Here is a 23618-nt window from a genome sequence, read left to right as displayed (position 1 = left end):
ACTGGCATCAGAGATTCTCGTCTAGTTCGGGGGTGACCGTGAGCGTCTGGTCAGACGCGCCCAGTTCGACGCGCCGAAGAAACTCTTCGTAGCCAGAAGCGATCATCTGCACCACGATTGTGTTCGCCGCGCCCGAGTGCGGATAGTTGAACGTGGTACCTGCCAGGGTTTCAGTACCGGCAAGCTCGGTTCCGAAATCTTGACTGTTGACCCCGTCGTCTTCGTAGATCCGGACTTCCGCGCCCGAGATCAGCCCCTCGATAGTTAACGTCGCCGGGTTAACGAAGACGATGTTGCCGTCGGGCGCCGAACCGATACTGGCGTTCGAGCCATTGGTGTTCGTCCACGTCAACGTGCCGGTACCGGTGTAGTGGACGTGGCAAGTGGCCAAAGGGCTGTGAGTCACGTTATCCGCCGACAGACTGATGCTGCCCGCGACGTCGACTCGGATGTTCAACGGCTCGTCAGGACGAACCGAATCTGCGAGCGCATCCAGGCCCGCCTGATCGGTAATTGTGACGCCTGCGAGGGCGCCTTTGACAACCATCTCATCGAAGATCTGTTGATCCGTGAGATTGGTAACAATCGCGCCGCTGACAAATTGCAGCTCGTTGTAGTCGCACGTGACCGGGGCGACCAGTACGACTGTGCCGCCTCCCAGCGCCACCGTACCCGCCGGGTCGCCGACCTCAATCGGAGTCGCCGCGTTAAGCGTGACGCTAGCTTGAGCGAAGTCCGACCCCAGCGTTTGTTCTACGCCATCCAGGTACGCCTGAAGACCTGACGCAGTCCATCGCCAAAAAAAGTGATACGGTCGGTTGGCAGCAAGGTTTCGATCGGCATAGCGCTGTGCAACAAAGCTGCTGTTATCACACTCCCAAATGACCGAATTTCCGGGTCCCAGAACGACCGATCGATTGTTCGTCGCGTTGCCTAAGCCGAAGACTCGGCAAAACGGCAGCTGGGCGTCTGTCAGCTGCACCCAGCCGCAGAAACCGAACTCACCCGCAGCAGCGTCGATAGTTCCCGTTGCCGGGATAACAATTCGATCGGCCGTGCCGTTGGTCGAGTAGCAGTTGGTGACGTCTAGGCAAATGCCCGGGCGGGTAAAGATCCCGCCGCTATTCGCACCGTTTAGACCTTGCTCGGTCTCGTTGGCGTTGCCGTCCAACGGGAACCGATAGTCCGATCCCAGGAACGTCGCCAGATCGCTCCCGTACGGCATTTACTTCTCCGCTACAGAAATCGTAACCGTTCGATCGTCTTTCAGAAATTGCAGAGAGACCGGATCTTGCACGTCGGTGGTCAACCGCAAAACCCACTGATAGTTCTGGCCGACGGTCCCGCCGCCCAACCAGAAAGTGATCAGGCCGGTCGACTCAAAGACTTTTGAGTAGAGCGTTAACCCGACCGGGAAGCCGACAAAATCTGCTGCCGTGAGGTTACCGCCGTTTAGCCACGGAGACGCGTCGATCGTGTACGGCAGATCGGCGTCAGGATCTTTCGATGCGAGCGCGACTGCCATTCACTTTACTCTTGACGCGCCGCGCGCAGCCGGTCTTCTTCTTGCCTCGCCAGAACCCAAGCGATCTTCCGATCGACGACGGATTTGTACTCGGTCACGACAGCAACCTCAGTAGGCAACGCGGCATCAGTCTGAACCGGACTGGTGTAGAACACGCCGATCCGATCGCTACTGTTCTTGCCGTCGTAGCGTTTCACCGCCACAGGGGTCCCGCCTTCGGGAAAATCAAAACGGTCGTAAACGGTGATGAAGACGTCATCTTTGTCGAGGAACACGCTCAGCAATGCTTCTCGCTGACCGTTGTTGGCCTTTGCCTGCAGATCCAGCTCTTCGCTCAAGCCTTCGTGGACCACGTACGGCGTCACTGAATTGATGGCCTCGACAACCTGCGGGTTGTCTCGAAACTCCTGACTCTTGAGCGCCTGATACGCCAGGGCGCCTTGATAAGCGACCGCGCCGGTTTCTTCGTGAACCATGGCAATCGCTAAAGGGTCGCCACCGGTACGAGGGTTGTCCGGGTCGACGGGGGCGGTGCCGATATCCAGCGCGTCCAATCGCGTGTGGAGGGCATCGAACTGTGGTTGAAACGCTGCTTTGAGCGCTTCGACAATCTCGTTGAGCTGGTCCATTAGCTGCTACTCATGTTGTTGGTGAAGGTACAAGTCACGGTGTCGAGGTTCACGAGTGAACGGTCGCCGCCTGAGAAAGGGCCGCCCGCGTACAAAATGCCGGCCGTCCCGCCTTTGACGTTGGACGTGGTGATAAACAGACCGCCGACAGTGACGGTAGCGTTGATCGTGAAAACTACTTCAAAGCCCGTATTGCTGATGCTCGCCGCAGACGCGGCGGCAAAGGTCATAGCTCGGCGCGTGGCATTCGCGTAGTCGGTGACTTCAACCCAACCCGCATGACTCGCCATCGTATCCCCAGCAGCAACAGTCGGCGTCCCATCGGTCAAGCCCATGAAGTGAGAAGCGGTGTACCCTGATCCGCGGAAGTACTGTTCGAGAAGATCGGTGAGACCAACAGTGGTGATTAGGTTGAAGACCTTGTCTTCCCACAAAACCTCGCCGCGGGCGTTTCGCGCTACAACGCCGTAGACTTGCTTGGCCACCGCTTGCGCTACCACGCTCGCGTTCGACTGGACGGACGCCGCGTTTCGGTCGGCTGCCGCTACGTTTTCGGTGTGCATACGCATCTCTCGATCAATTTATTGTTGTGCTCCGACCTTCGCCGGGGATCGTGTAGTCGCGGGTCTCGCCGTCGAGCGCGCTCGCACGCACCTCGGCCGAGATCACAAATTCGTTTTCGCTTGGGACGTTGATAGGCTCGTCCGAGGGAACGAACCCGATCTGAATCGCTGTGGCAACAGCCGGGACTGCGGTTTGCCCCGACGCGTCTACAAGCGCCTGTTGCTGCGTCGACGCGGCGCCGCCGGAAAGCTGAAACGCAGCACGAGCCGCAGCCGAAGCAATCGAAGTTGCAGCGTCCGCCGTAGATACCAGGTTGCCGTCGACTTCCACCTCGGCGTCGAACACCGCTGACGCGGAGGCGGCGACCGTTAGCACCACCGATGGGTTGCCAGTTGTAGATGCAAGCTGCGTTGTAAGGCCGGTAGCCAGAGCGGCCACAGTCGCGGCAAACTCCGCTTGGCCGTCCTGCGTTGACAGCGAATCGGCTTGGACTACCACGCCTTCCGCAGCGGATTTTACAGCCGCCTGCAAAGTTGCCGCTGAAGCGTCGGAAATTTCGTCGGCGAAGGCTTGGCTCAGCGCAACATCAACCGTCACTCCCGATGCGGCAGAGACTTGGGATGCGTTCGCCTCGGCACCGCCTAATTGCACAGTTGTCGCCGAACCAGACGCTGCCAACGAAACATCGTAGTTGGTCCCGCCTCCGCCGCCACTGGGCGAAAGCACCTGCAGAAGCGCGGCAACGCCCTTGCACCCGGCGTCGTATGTCCAGCTGTGCGTCTCTGACGAGCCACCCGTGACTTCTTCATCGTCGAGAACGATGGAGTTAGAAGCGCGGTTTAGCGTGATTCGGCGTGTCTGACCCGCACCGCTAACGATGCTGGGGTCCCCGTCCGTGCCTTCTATGGAAAGCAGGCCGATCAGCAACGCATCGGAGCCACTCGTCGTTGTGCCAGTCAGGCTGGTGCTGCTGCCTGTCGTCGTTCCGTCGTTGTTCGAATCCAGCAAGGTGCTTAATGACTGAGTCGCGCCGGTAAGAATCGCCACGGTGGCGTTTGCATTGCCAGACCCAGCGCTGAAGTCCATGACGCAATCCGCTGTTGCCCCAGCCGGAAAGTTCGCGTCTAGCAGTTCGTACACGAAAATGTGAGGGCGGAAGCTGCTATCGCTTGAGCGCAGATCCACGATTTCAGTCATCGCGACGCCGCCGAGCGTAACCCCCTCGCCAACGGTCGATCGCATGTTGCCCCAGACAATGCAGATGGCTTTGCGGTCACTGCCGGAGATGTCCAGCCCGGTCGCGATGTTCGCAGAGAAGCCTACCTCTGGTGCGAAATTGTCAGCAAAGGCCTCCTGGACTGTGGCAGCCATTTACCAGACGCCGTAATGCTGCCAGTTCACCAGTCTTGGATGGTCTCTGCGCCAATCCGAATCTGTGAGCAGGCCCCATAGCGATGCATCGCCGGTGAGACTCACCATGTCGGGCAGATGTTGATCGGTTCCCCAGAACCTCGCATCGACCCAAGCTTGGGCCTGCGGATCTTCCGGGCACACGAAGTATCGAACCACGTCGCCGGTGCCTCTGGGCTCACCCACGGCGCCGTTTGCCGCCCTCAGCGCGTTCGCCACTGCCTGAGCATCGGAATTGATGGCTGCGGCTCGGGTCAGCGCGTAATGCAAGATGTTCGACATCCAAGGGCTCGCGCACTGGGCGTGGCCAAACTCTCCGATGCCCTCATGGCGCTGCAGGCTATGCAGAATCCAACCGCTCCCCTTTTCGGCCTGGCGGTTGCCAAGATGAAACACCATATGGGCGATGTCTGCGGTTGTGTCGTGGCCCAGTTGGTTCAGGTAGACCAGCCCATTCAAAACAATCCCTGCGTGCCGCTCCGTCATCCACGAGCTGTCCGTGACCGGGAAAAACCGCATTAGGTCATGCAGTAGGTCATGGTGGCGCTGTAAGTCGTCTGCCGAGTGCTGTGCTTGACCGTTTAGATCCAGCCAGTACCACGCAGAAGCCGCGTAGGCATACTTCAGATCGCAGGGATCGTCGGGGTCCTTTCCCGTCCAGCCCGTACCGCAGTTTGGCCTTTGGCCTTCACCCGACTGGGTTTCCGTCAAATAGAGCTGAGCGGATCGAATGCACTCATCACGCCACGTAGTGTCCTGCTGCGCGTAACGACAAAGCAGTTGTGCCCTATCTAACTGAGCATACCCAACGGTGTTGACCTCGGCGTCATTAGCCTGCGCTGTGACGTTGGGTATTTGCCAGGCTAGCAGCGCTGCCCGCTCAGCACTTAGGGTGCTAGGCGGGCCGTCATCTTTCCCGGCGGTTCACCCGCCTGCTGTTGGGTGCAAGCAATCGGTGTGCCTGGGGTGTAACCCTGCGTCAGGGCGCCATCATGGCAAACCACTAGAACCTGATTCGCTGCCACTGCCGGGAACGTGTACACCGGGCCGCCGTGGGGGAACTGCACCCGCACGTCGACGCTCGCGTTGTCCGCCAGACCTAAGTGATGGTCCTGAACCGCCTGCGAGGCGTTGGTGATCGCCTTGTAGTGGTGGGCCACCAACTCATTGGTGCCTGGCTTGAACGCCTGAATATCAACGTGGAGCCCGTTGTTCTCCAGCCCCCGAACCTTCAGCGACAGCCAGTTGCCGTTGCTGGCAGTGTTTTTCCAGACGTGAATGCTGCCGCCGCGCTTGGGCTTCACGATGTCCAGATCACCGTCACCGTCATAGTCGGCAACACCCGGCGCGACACCTCGGCCGCCTTGCCCACCACCAAAGCGGATATCGTCTGTTGATTCGGTGAACACACCACCGGAGTTCAGAAAGAAATAGTAGTTCTTAACGCTGCCGCTGTTGGCTGTACTGCCCAGGTTGTACAGGATGTCCGGATAGCCGTTGTTATCGAAGTCAGCCATGAGGGACTTGGCATAGGGCACCGTTGACTGGTTCAGCACGTTGCGCAGGCAGCCGATGGCCGATTCGTCTTTCGTGTAGGTCCCATCCCCGTTGTTTCGCTGAAGGGTGATGCAGTACTGATTGGGGCTGGCGTCTCGAGCACCTTCGCCGATCAGCAGATCCAGATCGCCGTCCAGATCGAAATCCTGAACGAACGTCATGCCGCCCAGCACGCCCTCAGACTGGCCTGCGGTGAATGTCTGCACGCCATCCCACGGGGTGAAACCGGCCGTCCAGGTAAACGTGCCGTCCTGATCGCTCTTGTAGTAGCTATCGGTGCCCGTGATGGCCTGGCGGTTGCTCAGCGGCACCAGGTCGGGCCAGGTGTCGCCGTCTACGTCAAAGATCACGTAGGGGAAGTTGATCGGGTTGGTGTCCGACCACAGCAGGTCGCCTGTCATGGCATTGGTGACGCGCACCTCACCAGTCGTTCGGAGATAGGACAGCGCATCCATGACGCCGTCACCGTTCGCGTCGAAAGGCATGACCAGCGGCTTGCCGTCCATCGCGCCCGGCACTTTGTATTTTGTGCCCCAGAGGAATGGACCGACGCTCGGATAAAAAGCCGGCGCGCTGCCATCGCTGTCGTCGCCGTTGATATCCAGCAGGCCGTTGCCAGTCCAGTCGTAGTAGCGATCGTTTGAGGTAATACGCGGGATCTGGGGTGATGCCTGCACGTACTGTGCATCGTCGTTGTTCACCTGGGTCCACGTCTCTGAACAGCCTGCCGCTACGTCATGACTGAACAGCGGGCGAAACTGGCCATCAGAGTGAGACCCGTAGGCGATGTCATAACAGCCGTCCTGATTGAAATCGGCGAAGCTCGCTCGCCACACCGTCAGCCCCGCTGGCCAGGTGTATTGCGTCTGTTCTTCAAATGCGATCGTGCCAGAGGGTGCGGGCGCCGGCGGCGGAACGGGGTCAGGATCGGGATCTGGCTCGGGCGGCACATCTTGCACCCACTCCATCGGATCATCACTGTCGGTGCATCCGATATCTGCCGGGAAATCAGTCTCGCCATCCCCGTTGTTGTCGATGCCGTCTCGACAGTCTGGGACGTTGACCTCTACCGGATCAGGCGGAGGCGGGCAAACAGGGCAGCAAGAGTCACAGTCAACCGGCGGCGGGCAGGTCTGGACGACACATTGGAGCGTTTCCGACTGCCCTGGAGCGAGTTGGATCTGCGCGCTACTACCACCTCCAATCAACAGCGCGAGAAGCGCAAAAATCAAGCCTTGTTTGGTTCTCATTAACAGAAATCCTTTGTAAACTCACCGTTCGAAACTGTGGCCAAACAGGCCACAAGCAACGCGATTAGCATTCCAAATCACCGGCGGCCGCGAGCAACGGAACAAACTTTCCGCTGGTAAGGCCTTTCACGATTGCCCGGTCTTGATTCGCTTGACGAATCAGTAATCGGGCTTCGCAGATGTAGGCCTCAAACGCAGCCGCCATGTCGGCGCCAGACTCCATCGGGAGTGGCGGCGACGGATATGGAATAGGGTCCGTGAACTCGCCGGGAACTTCGGCGTAGACTTCAATCGGAACTTCAACCGTCTCCGTTCTGACCAGTGGCTGCGAGGAGCCGCAAGCGGCGATCCAGGGCAGGGCAAACAGGCATAGCGCCAAAGTCTTGGCAGTCAGGTTCATTGTCGATTACCTCCGAGATCCTCTCGCGAGCGGCCGTCCGTATTTGGCCTCGCAGGAACGTCACGTATTCGCGCTGTTCCTGCGTCAACTTCCGAAGCAACTCGGCTTCTTCTCGAATTCGTTGTGCGCGAAGCTGATTCGCCACAGCGGCCTCCTGCTGCGTGCGAATCGTTTCGCGAAGTGTCTTGTTGGCTTCTACCGCGGTTCGCCGAGCCAGCTGTTCATCAGCTAGCTCGTCTTTTAGCGAGCTCTTTGACCACGTCTGCCAGCCCATAAACGCTGCCAGGATGACGGAGAGTCCGAGCTGCCAGTGGCGAAGAAAAAGCGTTTTAGCAGGGCCGATCGCGCTAAGAATCGTCGCGATCATCGTCTTTCCGCTTCCCCACGGTGAAGGGCAGGGCGGTCGCCAGTAGTCCGAAGATACCGATCAGGACCGCTGCGTTGCTCGGCGTGAGCTTAGTGACATCCGCAACGGAGGCCGAAACACCCATCGTCAGCAGGACCATCACCCAGACGCCCACGATGAAACGCAGCAGACCAATTTTCTCGATCTGTTGCTGTAACCACTTTTTCATTGCCAGAGCCTCCGTATGGCTCGCTGCATCTCACGCCGATCTGCGCATCGACAGTCTTTGTAAGTCGGGTTGCGAATGGGTCTACGAGCATTGGGGCAAAACACCACTTCGTTTATTCCGCACACCACAGGGGTGTCCCAGGAAGGGAGCTGTCGAGTTTCGACGCGATAGTCCTCTGAGGAGTCAATTACTGCGCAGCTAACTAGCCCAAGTAGAATGGCCGCGGCGGCAATCGCTTTTCGGTTACCCACCAAGAATCGTTGACGACCTGAAGTACTAGATCGCCTGCGCGGCGTCCGACTTGGGTCATCCATTTGCTGTCCACCATCTCGGCCGCCACTCGGCGCCAATTGAGCTCTTCCAGGGCTAGACGAAGTCTCTCGAATCCGAGAAATCGCGTAGCGCCCAGGTTGAAAAGGAGATTGATAAATGCCGCTCGGCGAATCTCGCCCATGCGGAGAAAATTGGGTACGACGTTGCGAGCGTCAAAGACTGCGAGGTTCAAGTCTTCGTCAAACCACTTCAGCGCCTGTTCTCGGGTGCAGGTTTGCCCCGGATGAACGTTTTTCGTATGGCCAACGCCGATTGTCCAGATGCCTTCGGTATCAGGGTAGGAGTGCAGCCGTAGATCTTCGTGATAGATCAGCTGATTCCACAGGGCGGTGTAGTTCGCCTTGTTCAGCGCGGCCGCGTTCTCAGTCCCCATCAGGCCACTTGATCGCGCCATCCGTTGTCAACGACCGAGCTCCAAGTTGAAAGGCCATAAACAAATCGTGAAGTCGGTCCAGCTTTTCCGAGATCTGCTTCATGTCTTCCTTGATCTCCGAGCGCGGAACATACTGTTGGGCGACGAACGTCTTGAACTCGTCAAGCGATCGCTGCTGAGTCGACACTTTCGTCCACACCCAGCCGAAAGCAGCCGTCACCACTGCAAAAATCATGACGATCGACTCGACGTCGTTAAGATTCATTACTCGCCTTTTGAGGTCAGTTCGCTGTAAAGCGAGTCTTTAATCGACAAGATGCGAACACGCGCAGTTGTCATTTGGTCGGGTGTGAGACCGATGTCTCTCTCCAAGGTGTCCGCCAAAGTATCGATTTTCAAAGCGATCAGTTTGAACACCTCGGCCACGCCTTCGCGCACTTCTTCCGCCGGAATGAGATTACCGATCGCCGCCTCGACTTTGAGGCGCGCTTCTTCGGATTGGTAGAAGGTTTTCCGCGCCGCCGGATCGGTAGGGACCGTCCCGTCGCTGGAAGCTTTGAGTCCGCCCCATAAATGCGGCCCGGCAGTCTTCAGCGTGTAGGCGCCGTGATTACGAATTTCGCCGTCAGAGTCGACCTGCTTCAGGCGACCGGTGACGGTGCGCCGATCCAAGCCGGCTTCGGCTGCCAATCGGGAAATTGAATACAACTCTCGACCGTCCGGCGCCTTTGGGGCTTCGGCTGTTTTCTTCCGCGGCATCTGGCGCTCCATGCGCATTTTCGTGCAGGCCTTTCCATGGCCCGAAATCGCTTTAGCGCGCTAAGTTACTGAAAAGTAAGCTTTTGTGGTGGTACAGTTGAAATCTCAAAAATTAGCCGAAATCGGTGCCCATCAATACCCGTCTCCGGGCCTATATCCCAGGGTCCCATGACTCACAGATGTGGCTGTGTGTCAAGTCTTTCCTTTCTATGGAGAGGGCTTGATCGATAGAAGAACACTATCGATAGTGATGGCTGGTTGAGACGACTTACGCGCACTGATGGCACGATGCCTGAATACGGTAGGCATTAATGGCCATAAAGTCAAATACCAATTGCACTCCAACGCTTCAGGAGTAGGCCTGGCCGCCGCTGAGTATCCACCCCAGGCAGCCCCTACTCTTGGGTCAGCCGACCCATCTCTCGCAGCTCTAAGTCGTCCTCTGCAAGGTAGGCCCATAGAAACCCGTGGACCAGCGTTCGTGCTTCAGATAGGCGAGAATAGAACCAGCGTCGTTGAAAAGGGCGCCCGATAAGCGACTCCATTCTGGCATGCCTAAGTTCGTATCTGGGCGGGCCCTCCAATGGATCGAAGTAGTACCAGGCCCTCAGCGTGTGGGCCAGTGTTGGGCGCAGCGTCCCAAGAAAAACCACCGTAGCGTCGATGCGCTCCTCCGCTTGGCAGTCCCTTATAGCCCGTACAGTAGCCCTGCCTTTGAGCTTCATCATCTTAAAAATCACACTCTGGGAGTCGAACCCGACCCCGGTCTGATCCTGACCGTGAAGCCACCGACCCCACGCTTTCAGTCTCCGATCGATGTATCGTTCCCAGGAGGGCATCTCTGATCGCTTTGGTCTAGGCATCTCGACCTCTCCATTGCTGCCCGTGGATATCAACTAGCGTCCGCTTACCGTTCTCATACTGGATGATGTGGGTATTCGAAGACTCAGAAAGGCCCTGTTCGTATTCCAGAATCCCCGTTGACTTGCCCGACTGATAGACGCCTCGGCATATCCTCGCTGAATGGGCGTGCCCTAAATTAGCTTTGTAGGCGGACTTGGCAAACGACTTAGCTGAGCCTCGTGCACCACTGACGCCCACGTGACCATGATTCTCCATCGACACGCCGGCCAAGATAAAAGGCACCGAGGGGTCGAGGAAATCGAACTTGCAAGTCAGCTTTTGTTCGCAGTAGACCCGGAACATATCGGGCGTACCAGACGGGTTTTCATCCACCCACTGGCGGCACATCATTCGGAGTTCGTCCGCCAAGGCGCCGTTCACATGGTCGCGTTTCGAATCAACCCGATCTAGCCATTTCGATAAATGGTCATGGTGGTTCGATGACACGATTAGCGAGCAGCAGTTATCGGGTGTAGTCGCGTTGATATGGTCTACCGCTTGATTGAGCTCCTTACGGCCGTCGTTGTGCCCGCGGACATGTTTGGCGTATTCCGTAGCCCACTTCTTGTCATGGTGGTGGGAGCCAGCAAACCAATCGAGAACGTCATGCCGAACCAAATACTCGGGTTGGAGAGTGTTCACGATGGAATCTTCCGCCGTGAATGTCGCCCGCTTTACGCCGGGCTTCATCCACTTCACGTGCTCGTCGCCCATCGTCAAGCTCAAGATTCGACGATCTCTCAGGATCTGATCTTCGTAGTAGCAGTTCGACAGCCAGTAAATCCGACCGACGCTATCCGCGTTCAGATTCCAGGCAAACGCCCGATCGCCATCAATCTCGATCAACAACGCGCCAGTCGAGTGGTGGTGTGCAGCTTTCTTGCCTTTGTCGGTGTCAGAGTACGACTTCACAGTCATCGCACCAGTTGAGTACATCCGCCCGGGACGTTTGGTCGCCGGAGTGGCGACCGGCTCCATGCCGATTTGCGGATGACCAAAGATCGACCACGTGGTCCCCGTAACGCTATGCTTCCCTCTCAAGGGGTCGAGAGCGGTAGCCTGAACCTTCCAATCACCCCTGACCCTGACGTTTGCCCCCAAAGCAACATCCGACCCCATCAGGTGCGGCTTAAAGGCTTCGTGCCACCATTTCTTGTATTGCTGGCCGGCGGTGTACAGGCTGATATTCTTGTAGTGGATCGGGATGACCATAACCTGGGCACCGACGTCTTCAGCGAGCGCGAGAAGCGACCGCCAGGCTGGCCAGTTGGGGGCGCAGTTGTTCACGGCGCTCGTCACGATCACGCGTTGCCGTTTCTGCTTTCGGAAAGTCTTGGCGTAGGCCTTCGCTTCAGCCGCATCGTAGCCCAGCTCTGCATCGCCAGAGCCGGTGGTACTGCGCCCACACTGAGAGCACGTGAAGCGGGCTCGACCTGACTCAGCTTTGCCGCGGCCCAATCCCATTTCCCGGCCGCAACATACGGGGCGGTTTTCAATTTGCTTCTGAAATGCCATCACTTCTCTCCAGGGTATGCCCCGACGCGGTTGCTCCCCTTTTCGCGCCTAAGTAGGAAACTCATCGCAGCTACGGACGATTCAGCAGCCGAGATCGTGTAAACAACAGCGAGCGCGAAAAAGCTCGCCAGGCCTTTCTCGTCTCCGTTGAGCTGAATCAGCAGCGAAGTGAAATAGCCATAGCTACAAATCCAAGTCAGATTGGACCAGTAGGCTGCGAACCGGTGGTGGCGAGGGTTGCCGCTATTGCGAGACCGCGAGCTCCAAACGTGGCCCGCCTGCTGGAGGGCGACGAGAGCGGCCAATGTGAGTAGATCGACGATCATGCCCGGCCTTCCGCCAAACAGGCGTCGGCAGCCTCGTACAAAGCCTCGACTGTGCGAGAGTTCTGAATCTCAGTATCGCCAGCAGCAAACCTGACGCCGAGCTCAGAGGCATGCGCCGCCACGGAGGCGGCATCCGGTCTGTAGAGGTGCCAGACCTCGCCGCCGCGCTCTCGAATCCAATCCGCTTCATTGTCGAAACGAACGTCGGATATCACCACGCCGGTCGCGCTCGCAGGAACGTAGCAAGCCAGATGCAGTTCCATCGTGTCGAGCCAAAACCGATCGTCCAGCTGGTGGCGAAACCCTTCAGTACCCATCCGCTGCATCATGACGCGAGGGCTAAAAGATCGACCTTCGATCAGCTCCTCCTTGGGTAGGCTGAGGAACGTATCCAGGTCGATCCCGAGGGCGGCAGCACAAGCGGCCTTTAACGGACCCGCGAAACTCAGATGACGAAAGCCGTGGCGCTGGGCCAAGTAGGCCGCCACAGTGTCTTTGCCCGAGCGGGCCTTTCCGGTAATGCCGATCAATCGCATATCATCTCTCCAAGAGTCCCAAAGGACTCGTCTAAGGCAAAACAAAACAGCAGGCTTGCCAAAGGCGGGCCTACAGAGTACTTTAGGACTCGCTTTTCGTCCAAGAAAAGCAGGGCCAAATCACCAGATAAAACGCCCAATTTGCTGTCCCAACTTAAGTTATTGATTTTAAAGGCTGTCCCAACTAGTTGGGACAGAAAAACGAGTTGGGACAGGTAGTTGGGACAGGCACTTTTCAATTTCCCCCTTTCAGATTCAAGCGCTTACGAGCGAAAGTCGATTTATGCTCGTCGCTGTCCCAACTCTACCCCCGAGAAAAAGCCTATATAGGAAATGTAACATCGATTCGGGAATTATTCCGTTTTCGATGTTTCTCTTCTCCATAGGAACTTTCGATTTAGTTGGGACAGTTGGGACAGCCATTTTCTCTATACCTCTTGTACTTCTAAGTAATTGAAAAATATAAAGAGAAAATAAAAAGAGCCTGTCCCAACTCTCTGTCCCAACTCTAAATCGGACGCTCTGGAGTTGGGACAGAGCCCCGAGTTGGGACAGCAGTGGGCATAAGTCGGCTTTTTCAGTTCCTTCTTTTGAATTCAGAGGTTTACGCCGCAAAGTTGCATTTTCGCTGCTCACAGCCCTAACCTCCCCAAATCCCACTTTCCCTCGTACCTCTTTACGATTCATAGGCTTGCAGCCGAAAACCGTATTTTCTTTCTTTATCTTGTCCATGCTCGGATTACGCGGCAAAACCGTCGCCCTCCAGATTTTCCATCGCAATTTCTGCGTTAATTTCGAATTCTGACCACTCGATTCCGTGCTCCGACACATCTGCTCGACGCCAAATTCGATGTCGAACGCCTCCGATCCGCCGCCGCCCCACGCTGACCCACCCCATATTCAGCATCTTGAAGTGGATTTTCTGCATGCCGCCGGCGCCGATATCGATGAATTTCAGCAATTCTGTCGCGGAAAGGAACGTGTTGGTGATCAGCGGAGAGTCTCCCGCGGCGATAATTTCCTCGATTTCCAGCTGAATCGGGTCTTTGGCGGCGTCCGCCATCTCCACTTTGCCGGTGGTCGCGGGCGCCTTCCCCAGCGGATCGAACCCCGCCACACTGCCTAAGTCCATCTCCGCCAACCATTTCCGGATGGCGCCCGCATGCTCGAGCGTCCCGAACAGCCGGTTGAAGTACCCCGGCTGATTGCTCTCCAGCGCCTTGACCTGATCGTCAGTCTGCAGCGGCGACATCACCACCATGTAACGCCGGTCGTCTCGATCAATGGGTATGGCGTTCCGGTAGTTGGTCAGCGCCAGCACCGACAGGAAGTTCTTGGCGATAAACGGGTCTTTGCCCTTAGCGTGGATCTCGACCATCCGCTCGGTGATGTAGGGCTTCATCTGGTTGAGCGTCACCAACCGGTTCTGCCCGGGTAGGAAGAGCTCCTCCAAGATGATGAGGATGCGGTTGTAAGCCCAGCTGGTGAAGCTGCCCTGGACCGTCGCCGGGGATACCAACGCCACGTTCTCGGGCCCTAGCGCGCAGCCCGCCATTCGCGATAGGAAAGACTTTCCGATTCCCTTGGCACCCTGGATGATGACTGCCCAGTTGGGCATCTGGGCCACCTCTTGGACCCGGAAAGCCACCCAGGCCGCCAGCTGGTGGGCTTGCAGCGCGCTGCCCAGCAGCAGCTCCAAGTGCCGCTCGATCAGTGCAATGGCCGCTAGATCTTCCGGGCTGTAGGCGGAGGGCGCCAGCGGAATAGAGAAGCTGCTGTAGGTGTTCAAGAACCGATGGCCGCTGTCGTCCGCGATCTGGTCTTCCCCGGGGAGGTATCGGCGCCCATCCACGCGCGTAATCAAATCGTGATCCGCGGCGTACTGGTGTGCAGATATAGAAGCCAGGCCTTTGTTGCCATCCCCCAGCAGTCGCTTCATCTCAGCGTTGTGGATGACGTCGAAGGCCCGCTCCTTGAGCTCGACGGTCGGCTTAGTCAGGTCGATGTACCGATCGGCGTTGCAGTCCCAGACCCAGTTGGTCAGCCAGTCTGCCCGGCCATCTTGCGCAGCGCGTACCCATAGCCGTTTCCTGAGACTCTCTACAGGTACCTTCGTACCGTCCAATCTGTGGTAGGCCTGCTGGACGCGGCCGACGATGCGGGCCCGGTCGACGTCGCTGATGTCCAGCCCTGCAGACCGGATGTCGGGAATGATGTCCTCGTTGAGCTCCTCAAGCGCAAGGCAGGCGTCAATACGATCGCACAGCCCCTGCGCCTCTAGCGCCGCAGCTGCCGCACGTTCCTCTTCGACCTCATTGATAAGAGACCGGAGGGTAACCGGCTGATCGGCGTAGGTCGCTTCATTAAAGGAGCGCCACTTGGCTTCGAGATCTTCTGATGGATCAAATTTGCTGCCTTGGGATGACCACTCTATGAAGAGCGCTTTGCCGTCATCGGCTCCGCGGAACTGATGGTGCAGGGCCATGCCGATTTCGACCCACCGGCTGTATTCGGAGTCTGGGTCCAAGTAGGACAGGACCTCTGACTGCACGCGCTTGGCGTCATAGCCCGGCACCGGGCCCGGGTCGTCAGCCAGGGCAGGGGACCCTCCCGGACTGCGAGGGCGCTTTGCTGCCCTCTGGCGCGTGAACCCAAACGATTCCGCCAGCTCTTCAAACTTGTCGATAAGTTCGACGAATAGGGATTCATTGATCTCGATCAGGTCGTTAATTGCTGTCTTCGTGCAATCGTCACCGAACCATTCGTAGGGCCCCGCCTTAGGGTGAATGCCGGTGTGGACCCACTGGCCCGTCCCGACCAGAAGCTCAAGTTGGTTCGTTTTGCCTGCAGGATCGGCGAACTTAGCCGACGTTGTACGCTTGAACGCGGAAGATAGGCGTACAGGCACCAAGAACTTGGGCTTGAGGCCCATCCGGTAGCTGAACTGGCTCCCCAGCCGCTGCCGCAGGTAGCCATAGTAGGCCTTTGCCAATTCTCCGTGCGGTGCGTCGACATCGACGGCGGCGCCCATGATGCCAACGCCGTCGGCCGCAGCCCAGTCCATTTTCTGGATGTCGCTGGCTGCAGCCGAGGCCCGTTTCTGCCACTGCTTACCGAGCGGTCGCTTCCCTTTGACCGGGACGACCTTGTAGCCCTGAGCGCCCAGTTGAAGGGCGACTTGTCGGATGCTCACTCAGCGGTGCGCCTCTGCAGTGCCGCCAGCGCGCGCTCTGGATCGTACCGGTGATCGAACATCAGCCCAGCGACTTGCTGCCGCACCTCTCGAGGCACGGGCGCCTGCTGGAAGATCTCAGTCATGTCGTTCATGCCTCGCTGGGGCTGTTTGGCCCATGAGGTGTTCCAGATCCGCTTTAGCAGCTGTTCGGCTTCAGACTCGTGTTCGCTCATTGGTACATCTTCCGGCCGACCTGACGGCTTACGCCCACGAGATTGGTCTCGAAGTCGGTGCTCTCGCCTATCTCTTCGACGCTTGCCGCTGTAAGGGCAATCTTTCTTGCTTCGTCAGCAGCCCGCTCAAGGCTTTCCGCCCGGAACTTGACGCAATACAGGCGAGTGACTTCTATCTCAGCTTCGAACACTTTCATGATTCGCTCTCCGGCGGGGTCAGGCAGCCCGCTTGGGCGTGCAGCCAGGCCTCTAGCATCGCCAAATAGTTTTGGGCATCAGTGATGTCTTTGGCGGCCTTCTCAGGTTCGGTGCGATGCGTCGCGCGCTTGCCTAATAGGATCACCCAGCTGGCCAGCTCGTCCGGGGCGTACCACTTCCAGGCGCCATCGCGAAAGCGGCTTTGGTGTTCTTTTATTTCATCGGGTGTTTTCATGGCTTGGCCATCTCTGCGAAAAAGGCAAACTGATCAATGTGTAGCGGGATGGAAAAAGGCTCGTCAGATTCCTTCCACGTTGAACCGTCCCAATACGCGGTCAAACAGAGCCACGAATGCCGATGACCGAGCCAGTATTCACCGCGCTTGGCGGGCAGGTAAGAACTAAGCGGGTACCAAACGAGATCTCGCGGAGTCGGCGGTTTCGGGTCGTCGCAAATTGGCATAGCGACCGAGCTATGATCGATCATGGTGAGGCCTCCGCCTCTTCGGAACGCTCCTCGGCCACGGTGAGTTTTCGTAGCTCCTCGGCCAGCTCGAGAAGCAGTTCATTGCGAATCTGGGCCCGAAAACCGTCCGGCTCCGGGTCGTATCTCTGCTCGATAAAACGGGTAATTCCCATCACGATCGGCTTTCGATGGTGCTCGGCCATTGCGCGGCCAACGTAGTCGCCAATGTCAGTCATTTACTCGCTTCCGCTCCCGCCGTTGGGTCTCTTGAAAAAATTCGATGATGCAGTCGACCGCTTCCACGGCATGCTGCCGACCGTCTCCGGAGCGATGGGTGCTGGTGAACATCTTGTACATACCCAAGGACTCGATCAGGTAGTCGTAGCGGATAGCGGTGCTCGCTTTTAGGAACATCACTGCGGACGCATGCGGCTGGTCGTAGGCGACCCGGTGCGGGTCGATCAGCGTTGCTTGCAGGCCGGGCATGATGTATTGGACGTCGGGGATAGCGATCACGTCAGCTGTCCTTGATAAAGAACGCGTAGAGCCCGCCCAGGACGACGATGCACCAAAAGATGGGCTCGATCAGCTCTTTCCACTGCTCTAGCGTCATTCCGACCACCAGCTGCGCCACCGATTCCAGTTAGTCCAGTCGGCCGCCGGGGGTATGAAAAAGAGAACGGCGATGCAGCCGCATAGCCACATCGCTTGGAATGCCAACGTGGCCACTTCTAGGATCTCGCCAAGATTCGGTTCTTGGTCCATGATCATGAGCTCAATGTAGCCTGCGGCCACCATGCCTATGGGCGCCAGGACGATCGCGAGCATGCAAAGCATCAAGGCGAGCGGGCCGTCGATTTTCTTTCCGCTCATGATTGCGTCACCACGACGCGCCGTAAGCTGCCGTTTTGGTCAACGCGGTAGTTGCGGTCGGAGTACTCGAGAATCGCGCCTTTTTCGCGCTCCCGCTTCGCCTGCGCCCACATCCGCAGATGCCGTCGGCGGATGGCCTTGGCGAGCTGGCTGAGCACCCATTCGCGACGGAACTGGAACGCCTCTTTGCGGGCCTCGGGCGACATAGCGTTGAGCTCGTCGACGGTCACCCCAAAACCCCTATGCGAACCATGTCGGCGCCGTTGTAGAATTTCCGACCGGGTTCATACCGGCGATAGTTGCCCATCAGCTGCGGTGCATGGGGCTCTGGTGCCGAGGCCTTTCGAACTAGAGGTCTGACCTTCTTCAGCTCAAGGTCCGGGTCCTCCTCGGTCAGCGTGAACGGCGCATTGGCATCAAGGATTGCGGCCTGCGGTGATTCGATCAGGCCGCGGGACGCCAGATTGTCGAGGAGTCCGCAACAGCTCCTCAGCGGCCAGTCGGTCTGGTCTCGCAACTGCAGCGCTGTGATCGACTGGCACTTCTTCAAGCGCCGAACAACGCTTTCTTCTTTAGCAAATAGATTCGCCATTAGGTCGGGTCCTCTCAGATAGGAGCGAGGCGAAATGCCGACGATCAGAAGTCCCCGGGTACCATCCGGGCATCGGCACTTGGCCTCGCAAAAAAAAGCCCCTCCGGAAAACCGGAGAGGCCACAGCTAGGGTATTGATTTGGTTGCCTTTTCAGATTGAAGGGGGCCTGGTCAGTCGCTGATGGGGCCTTATGCGACCCTTCCAACGTTGGTGTCCCGCCGTAAACTGCCGGCATGGCTAACCTCCTCCAATACTTGTCTCAGGAAACTCCTTGCCAACGTGGCTCGGGGTATCCCGCGCCGCCTCGAAATCGCATCAAGCAACTCGTGATCGGCTTTAGAAATGCGTACTCGTACGATGAAATCGTGGGTTGTTCGCATCGTTTACTCCTCCTCTGGTTAATTTGAAAAATGACAGCCAGGGAGTGGGGTCCTCGCGAAAAACCCTAAGTCACAAATGACTCGATGTCAACACAAAATAGTCCCTTGGGACTCATCAAGCCCGATAAAATTGCTCGGGTCCTATGAGCGGGTGAAACCTTTATGACTAAAATCCTAGATCTCTTAGCAGCGAACCTGCGGCACTACATGTCCGATCGGGAGTACTCGCAACACACGATGGGTCGCATGTCTGGCGTCGTTCAGAAGTCGGTGTCGCGAGCAGTAAACGCGGAGAAGGCGGCACAGATCGATAGCCTGGATGGCTATGCGTACGCGCTGAAGCTTGACACCTGGGCCCTGTTGGCGCCGAAGTATTTCCAAGACCACACCGACATCATTGATGAGTTTGCTGCGCGCTACGCCCAGGCAGATCCGAAGACCCGAAACATCATGCGCGAGAACATGCGCATGGCAACTCCCGACTTTCAGCGTCCGGAAAAGCACAAGCCGGCGAAAAAAGTGAAACTTAAATAACTCACTGACCCGCAATATCTTTTTGCGAATATTGACCCGTTTTCGCGCTTGACGAGTCACAAAAGACTTGACGTTCGTCAGATTTCTGGATTAGGTTGGTTCCGTCATTCGATTTGTGAGGACCCATCCAGTGACGCAAACACGACCCGATTCACACCAGTTGCCGGACAAGCCGAGCGCTTTGATAACTCTTGCTCTGGAAGATCTGGAAAAATGCGAAGCCGACTCTCGGTACGAGGTCGATATGTCCGACTGGCACGAGCCAAGTGATAGAGGTCACTGCTCGGTTTGCTTGGCCGGATCTGTTATGGCTAAGAGTCTGCAGGCGCCGGTTGGCCTTTACACAGACCCTGCTGACTTTGAACGAGAAACCGGCGCAAAACTCACCGCGCTAGACCAGTTTAGATCCGGGTACGTTTTTTCGGGATTAACGCAGATGAATTTGCTCTTCGAATCTCTGGACGCGTACATGTATGTTCCGGGTTACGACGGAGACCCCGAGGGATTTAAGAAAGCCATGCGTGCCATGGCGGCGGATTTTCGGGAGGTCGGGCTATGAACGATCACGACGAAGATCCCCCCTTTGAGTGGTGGAACAAGCGGTGCGGTATCGCGTTTCTCACGTCAGTGACCTGCTTCACCATCGTGGCCGTGTGTCTAGGGGTGGCGCCGTGAGCTTGACTGAGTACTTGGAAGATCGCTTAGCGCTGTCACGCGCCCAGGACGAAGGCAAACAGCTCCAGTGGTATACGCGCGAAGGCTGGATCGATGATTACTATGACATTGAGCAGCTGTCAAAGACCCGTCAAAAGTGGCGGGTTAAACCGGAACCGCAGGTTCGGTGGGTTAACTTCTACAACAACCACAACGGTAACGGCGTTCAGTTTCGGGTGCATCGGACGGTGGAATTAGCTCTTAGTGAGCCTCGCACCCGCGATGAAGTTGCCCACGCCGTTCGCGTCGAATTCCCGCCCGGTACCTTCTCGGAGGGCGAAGTATGAACGCCCTCGTTTTCTATTTCGTCTTCACCGCAGCTGGGCAACTTGCTTTTTGCGAGGCCGCAGCTGTTCGAGTGCTGCCCGGCGGGGCTGGCTTCCCGACGCAAGCCAGCATCCTTTGTGTCACGGAGGACCCGATCCGTTGCTTTGATGCGGTTGTCGTTGATCGCAACAAGATCGAGTGTGCGCCGGGGAAGCTGACGCGCGAGCCGCTATTTAGGACGGGGTTCGAGCGGTGAACGGCCTCGACCTTTTCTGGATAGCCGTACCCATTTGGCTTTGGTTCGGCTACATGACCTGGCGCAAACGCGCCGATCGACGTAACCGTCGATATTACTTCGCGCGACGTGCCAACGGTCGGCTTGTCGCTTATCGGACAGGAACCGAATAGATGAATCATCTTGACTTTTGTGAGTCCCTAAAGACTCTCCGCAGCCGGATCATGGTTGCGGGCAAGGTTAAGCGAGACGACGTTGAGCAGCTCCGATTCTTAAGCAGGGCTGCCAACGTGATGGTCGAGCACCAACATCTCGTAGAAACCGGAAGCCTCCGAACCGACGACTCAATTTCCCAAGGAGACCATCAATGCTTGAAACACAACTGAAGAAACTGAACGAGAATTTTACGCGTGGCTGTGACCTGTTTGAGCGGCTTGTTGTCGCTCTTGAAAGCGGCGCGACTCCGAATGTCGGCGCCGGGGCAGAGGCGGTTGCCTCTCCTGGGTCCTCAAACTCTGAGGCACCGAGCGAAGCCCCGGCCGCCGATTCCACTCCCGATGCGGCTGAGCCGGAGGTCGACCTGGGCCTGGGTGAGCAGCCCGAGCCGGAAGCCGAAAAGGTGCCGTCGCTGGATGACCTAAAGAAAGTCATATACAAGTGCTCCGAGATGGGCCTGACGACGGAGGTCAAGAACGCCGTCATCACCTTTGGCCGAGACGCTGAGGGCAACCCAGCTAAGAACATCAACGAGATCAGCGACGACACCCGCATGGCGGTCTATCGCGAGGTCGTTGGTATTCGCAATACCGGCGTAGCGCAGGGCAAAGCCGCATGATTCCCGAAATCGAAGAGGCGATTCTTGCCCGGGATGAGTCCTTAAGAACTCAACCGTTTACCCACATCGAAAAGGTCGACAACAGCGTCGACCCCGAAGACCTGGTGTTCTTTGCCCATCTGCTGGACAAAGCGCGCAAGGATGGCCGCAAGGCGGGGCACATCGCCCATCTCACCTCGCTGCATCGGTTGGGTCGCATCATGGTCGACTGTCCCGGCACGGTTAACGAGACCTTCAAGTTGGCGTTCCTCAAAGAGGTTCGGGACCTGATGGCCGGCATCAAAGAGGCGCCTCAACAGACCGTCGAGAACCTCGCACTCGATTTGACCCAAGTGTGGAACGAGCTGACCTAGTCTGATCGTGAGCGAAGAGACACTCCACTCCAAGCTCGGACCGTCGGGTGCGCACCGCTGGATCCCCTGTCCAGGGTCGGTGCCCATGAGCGCAAACTTCCCCGACACCGAGACGCCGGAGGCCCGGCGCGGGACTGTCGGCCATTACGTCGCAGAGCTGCTGCTGAACGACCGGCAGCCGGGCGATATGGCCGGCACCCCGCCGTACCGTTGGGACAAGTCTCAAGCGCCTGAGTGGATGTCTCATTACGAGGACTTCGAAGACATCGAATACGACCTCCTCGGCGGCTACGTGGACTACGTCTACGAGCAGATGGGCAAGAACTCGATCTTGCACGTCGAGGTCAAGGTCGACTACAGCGCCTACGTTGACGGCGGCTTCGGGACGTCTGACGTATGCATCCTGACGCCCAGTGTCCTAGACGTGATCGACCTGAAGTTCGGTCGCGTGCTGGTTGAAGCGAAGGACAACCCGCAGCTGAAGCTCTATGGGCTCGGGGCGTTGGAGCACTTCTATTTCATGTACCCCAACATCCGCAAGGTGCGTACGCACATCGTGCAGCCCTTGTTGGGTTATATCGGTGTCGAGGAGTACAAACCCAGCGAGCTACGCGCCTTCGGGGATGTGGCGCGCAACGCTGCTATTGAAGCGAGGCGGCCGAACCCCCGACTGCGCCCCGGCGAGAAACAATGCGCGTACTGCCCGGCCAAAGCAGTCTGCAAGGCACGAGCCGAGCACAATATGCGCTCCACGCAGATTCTGCTGTCCGGTCCGATCGAGGGCGAGAACGCGCTGAGCACCGAAGAGCTTGGTGAGCTGGCGCTGAAGTTTCCTGAGATCAAACGGTGGATGGCTGCCATCGACGATCACCTTGTCGATCGCATGTCCGCCGGCGAGGCCGTGCCGACGCACAAGATGGTCGAGAGCCGCACTAAGCGCTGCATCCCCGACCAAGACGCCGCGATCACTTTTTTCCGCTCGCTGTTTCCGCCCGAAGCGTTTCTTACTCAGAAACTGAAGGGCATTGGCGAGCTGGAAAAGCTGCTCGGCGGACCGAAGGCGGCTCGCGAGAACCTCGACTTTCAATCCCTGATATATCGACCTGAAGGCAAACCGCAGCTCGCACTGGCCAACGATCCGCGGGAAGCATTTGAACCATGTTTGGCCAAAGAGTTTGGAGTTTTCAATGGGTAAGATCGTATTAACGGAAGAGGGCCGTGTCAGTTACCTACGGGTATTTGAGGGCCAAGAGCAAACCAACGACGACGGGAACATCAGCTACGGCACGACGTTCCTGATTCCTAAAGAGGCTGAGGACACGATCAAGAGCATCCGGGCCGCCATCCTTGAGGCGAGCCAGGAGAAGTTCGACAAGATCAAGTCTCTTCCGGCTGTCGGTCATTGGTACCCCCTGCGCGACGGCGACGAGGAGCTCGAGGCCGGCAACAAGACCGGCAAGGAGTACGAGGGGCACTATTTCCTCAGCGCCAAAGCCTACGAGCTGAATCAGTTTGCGGTCATTGGGCCCAACGGCGCGGCCATCGATCACAAAGAGGCTGAGAACGCAGACCAGTTCGTCAGCGGCGACTACGCGCGCCTGAAGATCACGTTCAAAGCGTTTGATCGCAAGGGCAACAAGGGCGTCCGCTGCGTCTTGAAAGGTGCGATGAAGACCCGGAAGGGCGACCCGTTGGGAAGCGTTGCGCGACCCGAGGACTTGGCGAACGACTTCGGCGTTCAGGCGGCGGCCGACAACACCGAATTCAGTGCTGAAGACGTGGATCTTGAGCTATGAGCGAACGCCAAGTGGAAGTGCGCTCTTCCGGTATCGGGGTTTTCGGTTTGCTTGGCGTCGTTTTCGTGACCCTGAAGCTGTGCGGCGTCATCAACTGGTCTTGGTGGTGGGTGACGGCTCCGTTTTGGGGTGGCGCCATTCTTACGTTGATAGCCGTCGCTGTCTGCGTCGGCTTCTACTTTCTCTTCAACCGATGAGACACACGCTCCGTGTTTGGTGCAGGCGGGCGGGAGCGTCGGCAGGGGCCTCCTTAAAGCGTCCCAGAAACGAGGCGTCCTGCCGTGGGTCGGAGCTGAGATTTTATTGCCCCAA

At 57.8% G+C, this 23618-nt stretch carries 34 protein-coding genes; 9 read left to right on the top strand and 25 right to left on the bottom strand.

All coding sequences use genetic code 11. The features are described 5' to 3' along the window. Window positions 1–7: 7 nt before the first annotated feature. From AAF358_13670 to AAF358_13550, 25 genes are all read right to left on the bottom strand, one after another. The gene (locus AAF358_13670) at window positions 8–1225 is read right to left on the bottom strand and encodes a hypothetical protein (protein ID MEM7706602.1); all 1218 of its coding nucleotides are present in this window, start codon (window positions 1223–1225) and stop codon (window positions 8–10) included. Then, window positions 1226–1525 (bottom strand): hypothetical protein, encoded by a 300-nt coding sequence (locus AAF358_13665; GenBank protein MEM7706601.1) that lies wholly within the window; start codon window positions 1523–1525, stop codon window positions 1226–1228. 5 nt (window positions 1526–1530) lie between these two features. Then, window positions 1531–2154: a hypothetical protein gene (locus AAF358_13660; protein ID MEM7706600.1), complete on the bottom strand. Its 624-nt coding sequence runs from the start codon at window positions 2152–2154 to the stop codon at window positions 1531–1533. Continuing rightward, on the bottom strand, window positions 2154–2717 hold the full coding sequence (locus AAF358_13655) for a hypothetical protein (GenBank protein MEM7706599.1): 564 nt from the start codon (window positions 2715–2717) through the stop codon (window positions 2154–2156). The genes AAF358_13660 and AAF358_13655 overlap by 1 nt, the downstream gene beginning before the upstream one ends. Before the next feature lie 13 nt (window positions 2718–2730). Further along, window positions 2731–4089 carry a hypothetical protein gene (locus AAF358_13650; protein MEM7706598.1) on the bottom strand — a complete coding sequence of 453 codons (1359 nt, stop codon included), beginning with the start codon at window positions 4087–4089 and terminating at the stop codon, window positions 2731–2733. After that, window positions 4090–4839 carry a hypothetical protein gene (locus AAF358_13645; GenBank protein ID MEM7706597.1) on the bottom strand — a complete coding sequence of 250 codons (750 nt, stop codon included), beginning with the start codon at window positions 4837–4839 and terminating at the stop codon, window positions 4090–4092. It abuts the gene before it with no gap. Window positions 4840–5015: 176 nt separating this feature from the next. Then, window positions 5016–6935 carry an FG-GAP-like repeat-containing protein gene (locus AAF358_13640; GenBank protein MEM7706596.1) on the bottom strand — a complete coding sequence of 640 codons (1920 nt, stop codon included), beginning with the start codon at window positions 6933–6935 and terminating at the stop codon, window positions 5016–5018. A 64-nt stretch (window positions 6936–6999) separates the two neighbouring features. Then, window positions 7000–7335 (bottom strand): hypothetical protein, encoded by a 336-nt coding sequence (locus AAF358_13635; protein MEM7706595.1) that lies wholly within the window; start codon window positions 7333–7335, stop codon window positions 7000–7002. Between the two features lie 347 nt (window positions 7336–7682). After that, window positions 7683–7910 carry a hypothetical protein gene (locus AAF358_13630; protein MEM7706594.1) on the bottom strand — a complete coding sequence of 76 codons (228 nt, stop codon included), beginning with the start codon at window positions 7908–7910 and terminating at the stop codon, window positions 7683–7685. A gap of 202 nt (window positions 7911–8112) precedes the next feature. Further along, a complete protein-coding gene (locus AAF358_13625; protein ID MEM7706593.1) occupies window positions 8113–8637 on the bottom strand; it encodes a glycoside hydrolase family protein in 525 nt (174 codons plus the stop codon). Then, window positions 8606–8881 (bottom strand): hypothetical protein, encoded by a 276-nt coding sequence (locus AAF358_13620; protein MEM7706592.1) that lies wholly within the window; start codon window positions 8879–8881, stop codon window positions 8606–8608. Before AAF358_13620 ends, AAF358_13625 begins: the two co-directional genes overlap by 32 nt. Beyond that, complete coding sequence (locus AAF358_13615) at window positions 8881–9387, bottom strand: DUF1441 family protein (protein MEM7706591.1); 507 nt, start codon at window positions 9385–9387, stop codon at window positions 8881–8883. Before AAF358_13615 ends, AAF358_13620 begins: the two co-directional genes overlap by 1 nt. Before the next feature lie 383 nt (window positions 9388–9770). Next, a complete protein-coding gene (locus AAF358_13610; protein MEM7706590.1) occupies window positions 9771–10238 on the bottom strand; it encodes a hypothetical protein in 468 nt (155 codons plus the stop codon). Continuing rightward, window positions 10231–11793 (bottom strand): hypothetical protein, encoded by a 1563-nt coding sequence (locus AAF358_13605; GenBank protein MEM7706589.1) that lies wholly within the window; start codon window positions 11791–11793, stop codon window positions 10231–10233. The genes AAF358_13610 and AAF358_13605 overlap by 8 nt, the downstream gene beginning before the upstream one ends. Window positions 11794–12115: 322 nt before the next feature. Next, window positions 12116–12655 (bottom strand): hypothetical protein, encoded by a 540-nt coding sequence (locus AAF358_13600; protein ID MEM7706588.1) that lies wholly within the window; start codon window positions 12653–12655, stop codon window positions 12116–12118. A 255-nt stretch (window positions 12656–12910) separates the two neighbouring features. Then, window positions 12911–13387: a hypothetical protein gene (locus AAF358_13595; protein MEM7706587.1), complete on the bottom strand. Its 477-nt coding sequence runs from the start codon at window positions 13385–13387 to the stop codon at window positions 12911–12913. A gap of 7 nt (window positions 13388–13394) precedes the next feature. After that, complete coding sequence (locus AAF358_13590) at window positions 13395–15848, bottom strand: PriCT-2 domain-containing protein (GenBank protein MEM7706586.1); 2454 nt, start codon at window positions 15846–15848, stop codon at window positions 13395–13397. After that, window positions 15845–16063 carry a hypothetical protein gene (locus tag AAF358_13585; GenBank protein ID MEM7706585.1) on the bottom strand — a complete coding sequence of 73 codons (219 nt, stop codon included), beginning with the start codon at window positions 16061–16063 and terminating at the stop codon, window positions 15845–15847. The genes AAF358_13590 and AAF358_13585 overlap by 4 nt, the downstream gene beginning before the upstream one ends. Then, window positions 16060–16260: a hypothetical protein gene (locus AAF358_13580; GenBank protein MEM7706584.1), complete on the bottom strand. Its 201-nt coding sequence runs from the start codon at window positions 16258–16260 to the stop codon at window positions 16060–16062. The genes AAF358_13585 and AAF358_13580 overlap by 4 nt, the downstream gene beginning before the upstream one ends. Next, the gene (locus AAF358_13575; GenBank protein MEM7706583.1) at window positions 16257–16496 is read right to left on the bottom strand and encodes a hypothetical protein; all 240 of its coding nucleotides are present in this window, start codon (window positions 16494–16496) and stop codon (window positions 16257–16259) included. Before AAF358_13575 ends, AAF358_13580 begins: the two co-directional genes overlap by 4 nt. 247 nt (window positions 16497–16743) lie before the next feature. Then, window positions 16744–16962 (bottom strand): hypothetical protein, encoded by a 219-nt coding sequence (locus AAF358_13570; protein ID MEM7706582.1) that lies wholly within the window; start codon window positions 16960–16962, stop codon window positions 16744–16746. Further along, entirely contained in the window at window positions 16955–17242 is a 288-nt protein-coding gene (locus AAF358_13565; protein MEM7706581.1) for a hypothetical protein, read from the bottom strand. Before AAF358_13565 ends, AAF358_13570 begins: the two co-directional genes overlap by 8 nt. Window positions 17243–17335: 93 nt before the next feature. Next, a complete protein-coding gene (locus AAF358_13560) occupies window positions 17336–17599 on the bottom strand; it encodes a hypothetical protein (protein MEM7706580.1) in 264 nt (87 codons plus the stop codon). Further along, entirely contained in the window at window positions 17596–17829 is a 234-nt protein-coding gene (locus AAF358_13555) for a hypothetical protein (GenBank protein ID MEM7706579.1), read from the bottom strand. The genes AAF358_13560 and AAF358_13555 overlap by 4 nt, the downstream gene beginning before the upstream one ends. After that, a complete protein-coding gene (locus tag AAF358_13550) occupies window positions 17826–18191 on the bottom strand; it encodes a hypothetical protein (protein MEM7706578.1) in 366 nt (121 codons plus the stop codon). The genes AAF358_13555 and AAF358_13550 overlap by 4 nt, the downstream gene beginning before the upstream one ends. A gap of 543 nt (window positions 18192–18734) precedes the next feature. Between AAF358_13550 and AAF358_13545 the strand changes: the two genes are divergently transcribed. The 9 genes from AAF358_13545 (at window position 18735) to AAF358_13505 (ending at window position 23503) form a co-directional block, all read left to right on the top strand. Continuing rightward, on the top strand, window positions 18735–19106 hold the full coding sequence (locus AAF358_13545) for a hypothetical protein (GenBank protein MEM7706577.1): 372 nt from the start codon (window positions 18735–18737) through the stop codon (window positions 19104–19106). Between the two features lie 307 nt (window positions 19107–19413). Then, window positions 19414–19665, top strand: a complete 252-nt coding sequence (locus AAF358_13540; GenBank protein MEM7706576.1) for a hypothetical protein — start codon at window positions 19414–19416, stop codon at window positions 19663–19665. Between the two features lie 118 nt (window positions 19666–19783). Then, on the top strand, window positions 19784–20107 hold the full coding sequence (locus tag AAF358_13535) for a hypothetical protein (protein ID MEM7706575.1): 324 nt from the start codon (window positions 19784–19786) through the stop codon (window positions 20105–20107). Continuing rightward, window positions 20104–20343: a hypothetical protein gene (locus AAF358_13530; GenBank protein MEM7706574.1), complete on the top strand. Its 240-nt coding sequence runs from the start codon at window positions 20104–20106 to the stop codon at window positions 20341–20343. The genes AAF358_13535 and AAF358_13530 overlap by 4 nt, the downstream gene beginning before the upstream one ends. Window positions 20344–20689: 346 nt before the next feature. Next, the gene (locus AAF358_13525) at window positions 20690–21157 is read left to right on the top strand and encodes a hypothetical protein (GenBank protein MEM7706573.1); all 468 of its coding nucleotides are present in this window, start codon (window positions 20690–20692) and stop codon (window positions 21155–21157) included. Next, a complete protein-coding gene (locus tag AAF358_13520; GenBank protein MEM7706572.1) occupies window positions 21154–21510 on the top strand; it encodes a hypothetical protein in 357 nt (118 codons plus the stop codon). Before AAF358_13525 ends, AAF358_13520 begins: the two co-directional genes overlap by 4 nt. A gap of 7 nt (window positions 21511–21517) precedes the next feature. Further along, a complete protein-coding gene (locus tag AAF358_13515) occupies window positions 21518–22705 on the top strand; it encodes a DUF2800 domain-containing protein (GenBank protein MEM7706571.1) in 1188 nt (395 codons plus the stop codon). Continuing rightward, window positions 22698–23306: an ssDNA-binding protein gene (locus AAF358_13510; protein MEM7706570.1), complete on the top strand. Its 609-nt coding sequence runs from the start codon at window positions 22698–22700 to the stop codon at window positions 23304–23306. Before AAF358_13515 ends, AAF358_13510 begins: the two co-directional genes overlap by 8 nt. Continuing rightward, entirely contained in the window at window positions 23303–23503 is a 201-nt protein-coding gene (locus tag AAF358_13505; GenBank protein MEM7706569.1) for a hypothetical protein, read from the top strand. Before AAF358_13510 ends, AAF358_13505 begins: the two co-directional genes overlap by 4 nt. Window positions 23504–23618 lie beyond the last annotated feature (115 nt).

The organism is Pseudomonadota bacterium (assembly GCA_039033415.1).
GTDB lineage: Bacteria > Pseudomonadota > Gammaproteobacteria > Xanthomonadales > SZUA-38 > JANQOZ01.
Note: the sequence above shows the minus strand (reverse complement) of the source record. Positions and strands in the feature narration are given on the sequence as shown.

Coding starts and splice junctions, on each gene's coding strand:
- AAF358_13670 (MEM7706602.1), bottom strand. CDS start 1,225: ATGCCGTACGGGAGCGATCTGGCGACGTTCCTGGGATCGGACTATCGG.
- AAF358_13665 (MEM7706601.1), bottom strand. CDS start 1,525: ATGGCAGTCGCGCTCGCATCGAAAGATCCTGACGCCGATCTGCCGTAC.
- AAF358_13660 (MEM7706600.1), bottom strand. CDS start 2,154: ATGGACCAGCTCAACGAGATTGTCGAAGCGCTCAAAGCAGCGTTTCAA.
- AAF358_13655 (MEM7706599.1), bottom strand. CDS start 2,717: ATGCACACCGAAAACGTAGCGGCAGCCGACCGAAACGCGGCGTCCGTC.
- AAF358_13650 (MEM7706598.1), bottom strand. CDS start 4,089: ATGGCTGCCACAGTCCAGGAGGCCTTTGCTGACAATTTCGCACCAGAG.
- AAF358_13640 (MEM7706596.1), bottom strand. CDS start 6,935: ATGAGAACCAAACAAGGCTTGATTTTTGCGCTTCTCGCGCTGTTGATT.
- AAF358_13635 (MEM7706595.1), bottom strand. CDS start 7,335: ATGAACCTGACTGCCAAGACTTTGGCGCTATGCCTGTTTGCCCTGCCC.
- AAF358_13630 (MEM7706594.1), bottom strand. CDS start 7,910: ATGAAAAAGTGGTTACAGCAACAGATCGAGAAAATTGGTCTGCTGCGT.
- AAF358_13625 (MEM7706593.1), bottom strand. CDS start 8,637: ATGGCGCGATCAAGTGGCCTGATGGGGACTGAGAACGCGGCCGCGCTG.
- AAF358_13620 (MEM7706592.1), bottom strand. CDS start 8,881: ATGAATCTTAACGACGTCGAGTCGATCGTCATGATTTTTGCAGTGGTG.
- AAF358_13615 (MEM7706591.1), bottom strand. CDS start 9,387: ATGGAGCGCCAGATGCCGCGGAAGAAAACAGCCGAAGCCCCAAAGGCG.
- AAF358_13610 (MEM7706590.1), bottom strand. CDS start 10,238: ATGCCTAGACCAAAGCGATCAGAGATGCCCTCCTGGGAACGATACATC.
- AAF358_13605 (MEM7706589.1), bottom strand. CDS start 11,793: ATGGCATTTCAGAAGCAAATTGAAAACCGCCCCGTATGTTGCGGCCGG.
- AAF358_13600 (MEM7706588.1), bottom strand. CDS start 12,655: ATGCGATTGATCGGCATTACCGGAAAGGCCCGCTCGGGCAAAGACACT.
- AAF358_13595 (MEM7706587.1), bottom strand. CDS start 13,387: ATGGACAAGATAAAGAAAGAAAATACGGTTTTCGGCTGCAAGCCTATG.
- AAF358_13585 (MEM7706585.1), bottom strand. CDS start 16,063: ATGAGCGAACACGAGTCTGAAGCCGAACAGCTGCTAAAGCGGATCTGG.
- AAF358_13580 (MEM7706584.1), bottom strand. CDS start 16,260: ATGAAAGTGTTCGAAGCTGAGATAGAAGTCACTCGCCTGTATTGCGTC.
- AAF358_13575 (MEM7706583.1), bottom strand. CDS start 16,496: ATGAAAACACCCGATGAAATAAAAGAACACCAAAGCCGCTTTCGCGAT.
- AAF358_13570 (MEM7706582.1), bottom strand. CDS start 16,962: ATGACTGACATTGGCGACTACGTTGGCCGCGCAATGGCCGAGCACCAT.
- AAF358_13560 (MEM7706580.1), bottom strand. CDS start 17,599: ATGAGCGGAAAGAAAATCGACGGCCCGCTCGCCTTGATGCTTTGCATG.
- AAF358_13550 (MEM7706578.1), bottom strand. CDS start 18,191: ATGGCGAATCTATTTGCTAAAGAAGAAAGCGTTGTTCGGCGCTTGAAG.
- AAF358_13545 (MEM7706577.1), top strand. CDS start 18,735: ATGACTAAAATCCTAGATCTCTTAGCAGCGAACCTGCGGCACTACATG.
- AAF358_13540 (MEM7706576.1), top strand. CDS start 19,414: ATGGCTAAGAGTCTGCAGGCGCCGGTTGGCCTTTACACAGACCCTGCT.
- AAF358_13530 (MEM7706574.1), top strand. CDS start 20,104: ATGAACGCCCTCGTTTTCTATTTCGTCTTCACCGCAGCTGGGCAACTT.
- AAF358_13525 (MEM7706573.1), top strand. CDS start 20,690: ATGCTTGAAACACAACTGAAGAAACTGAACGAGAATTTTACGCGTGGC.
- AAF358_13520 (MEM7706572.1), top strand. CDS start 21,154: ATGATTCCCGAAATCGAAGAGGCGATTCTTGCCCGGGATGAGTCCTTA.
- AAF358_13510 (MEM7706570.1), top strand. CDS start 22,698: ATGGGTAAGATCGTATTAACGGAAGAGGGCCGTGTCAGTTACCTACGG.
- AAF358_13505 (MEM7706569.1), top strand. CDS start 23,303: ATGAGCGAACGCCAAGTGGAAGTGCGCTCTTCCGGTATCGGGGTTTTC.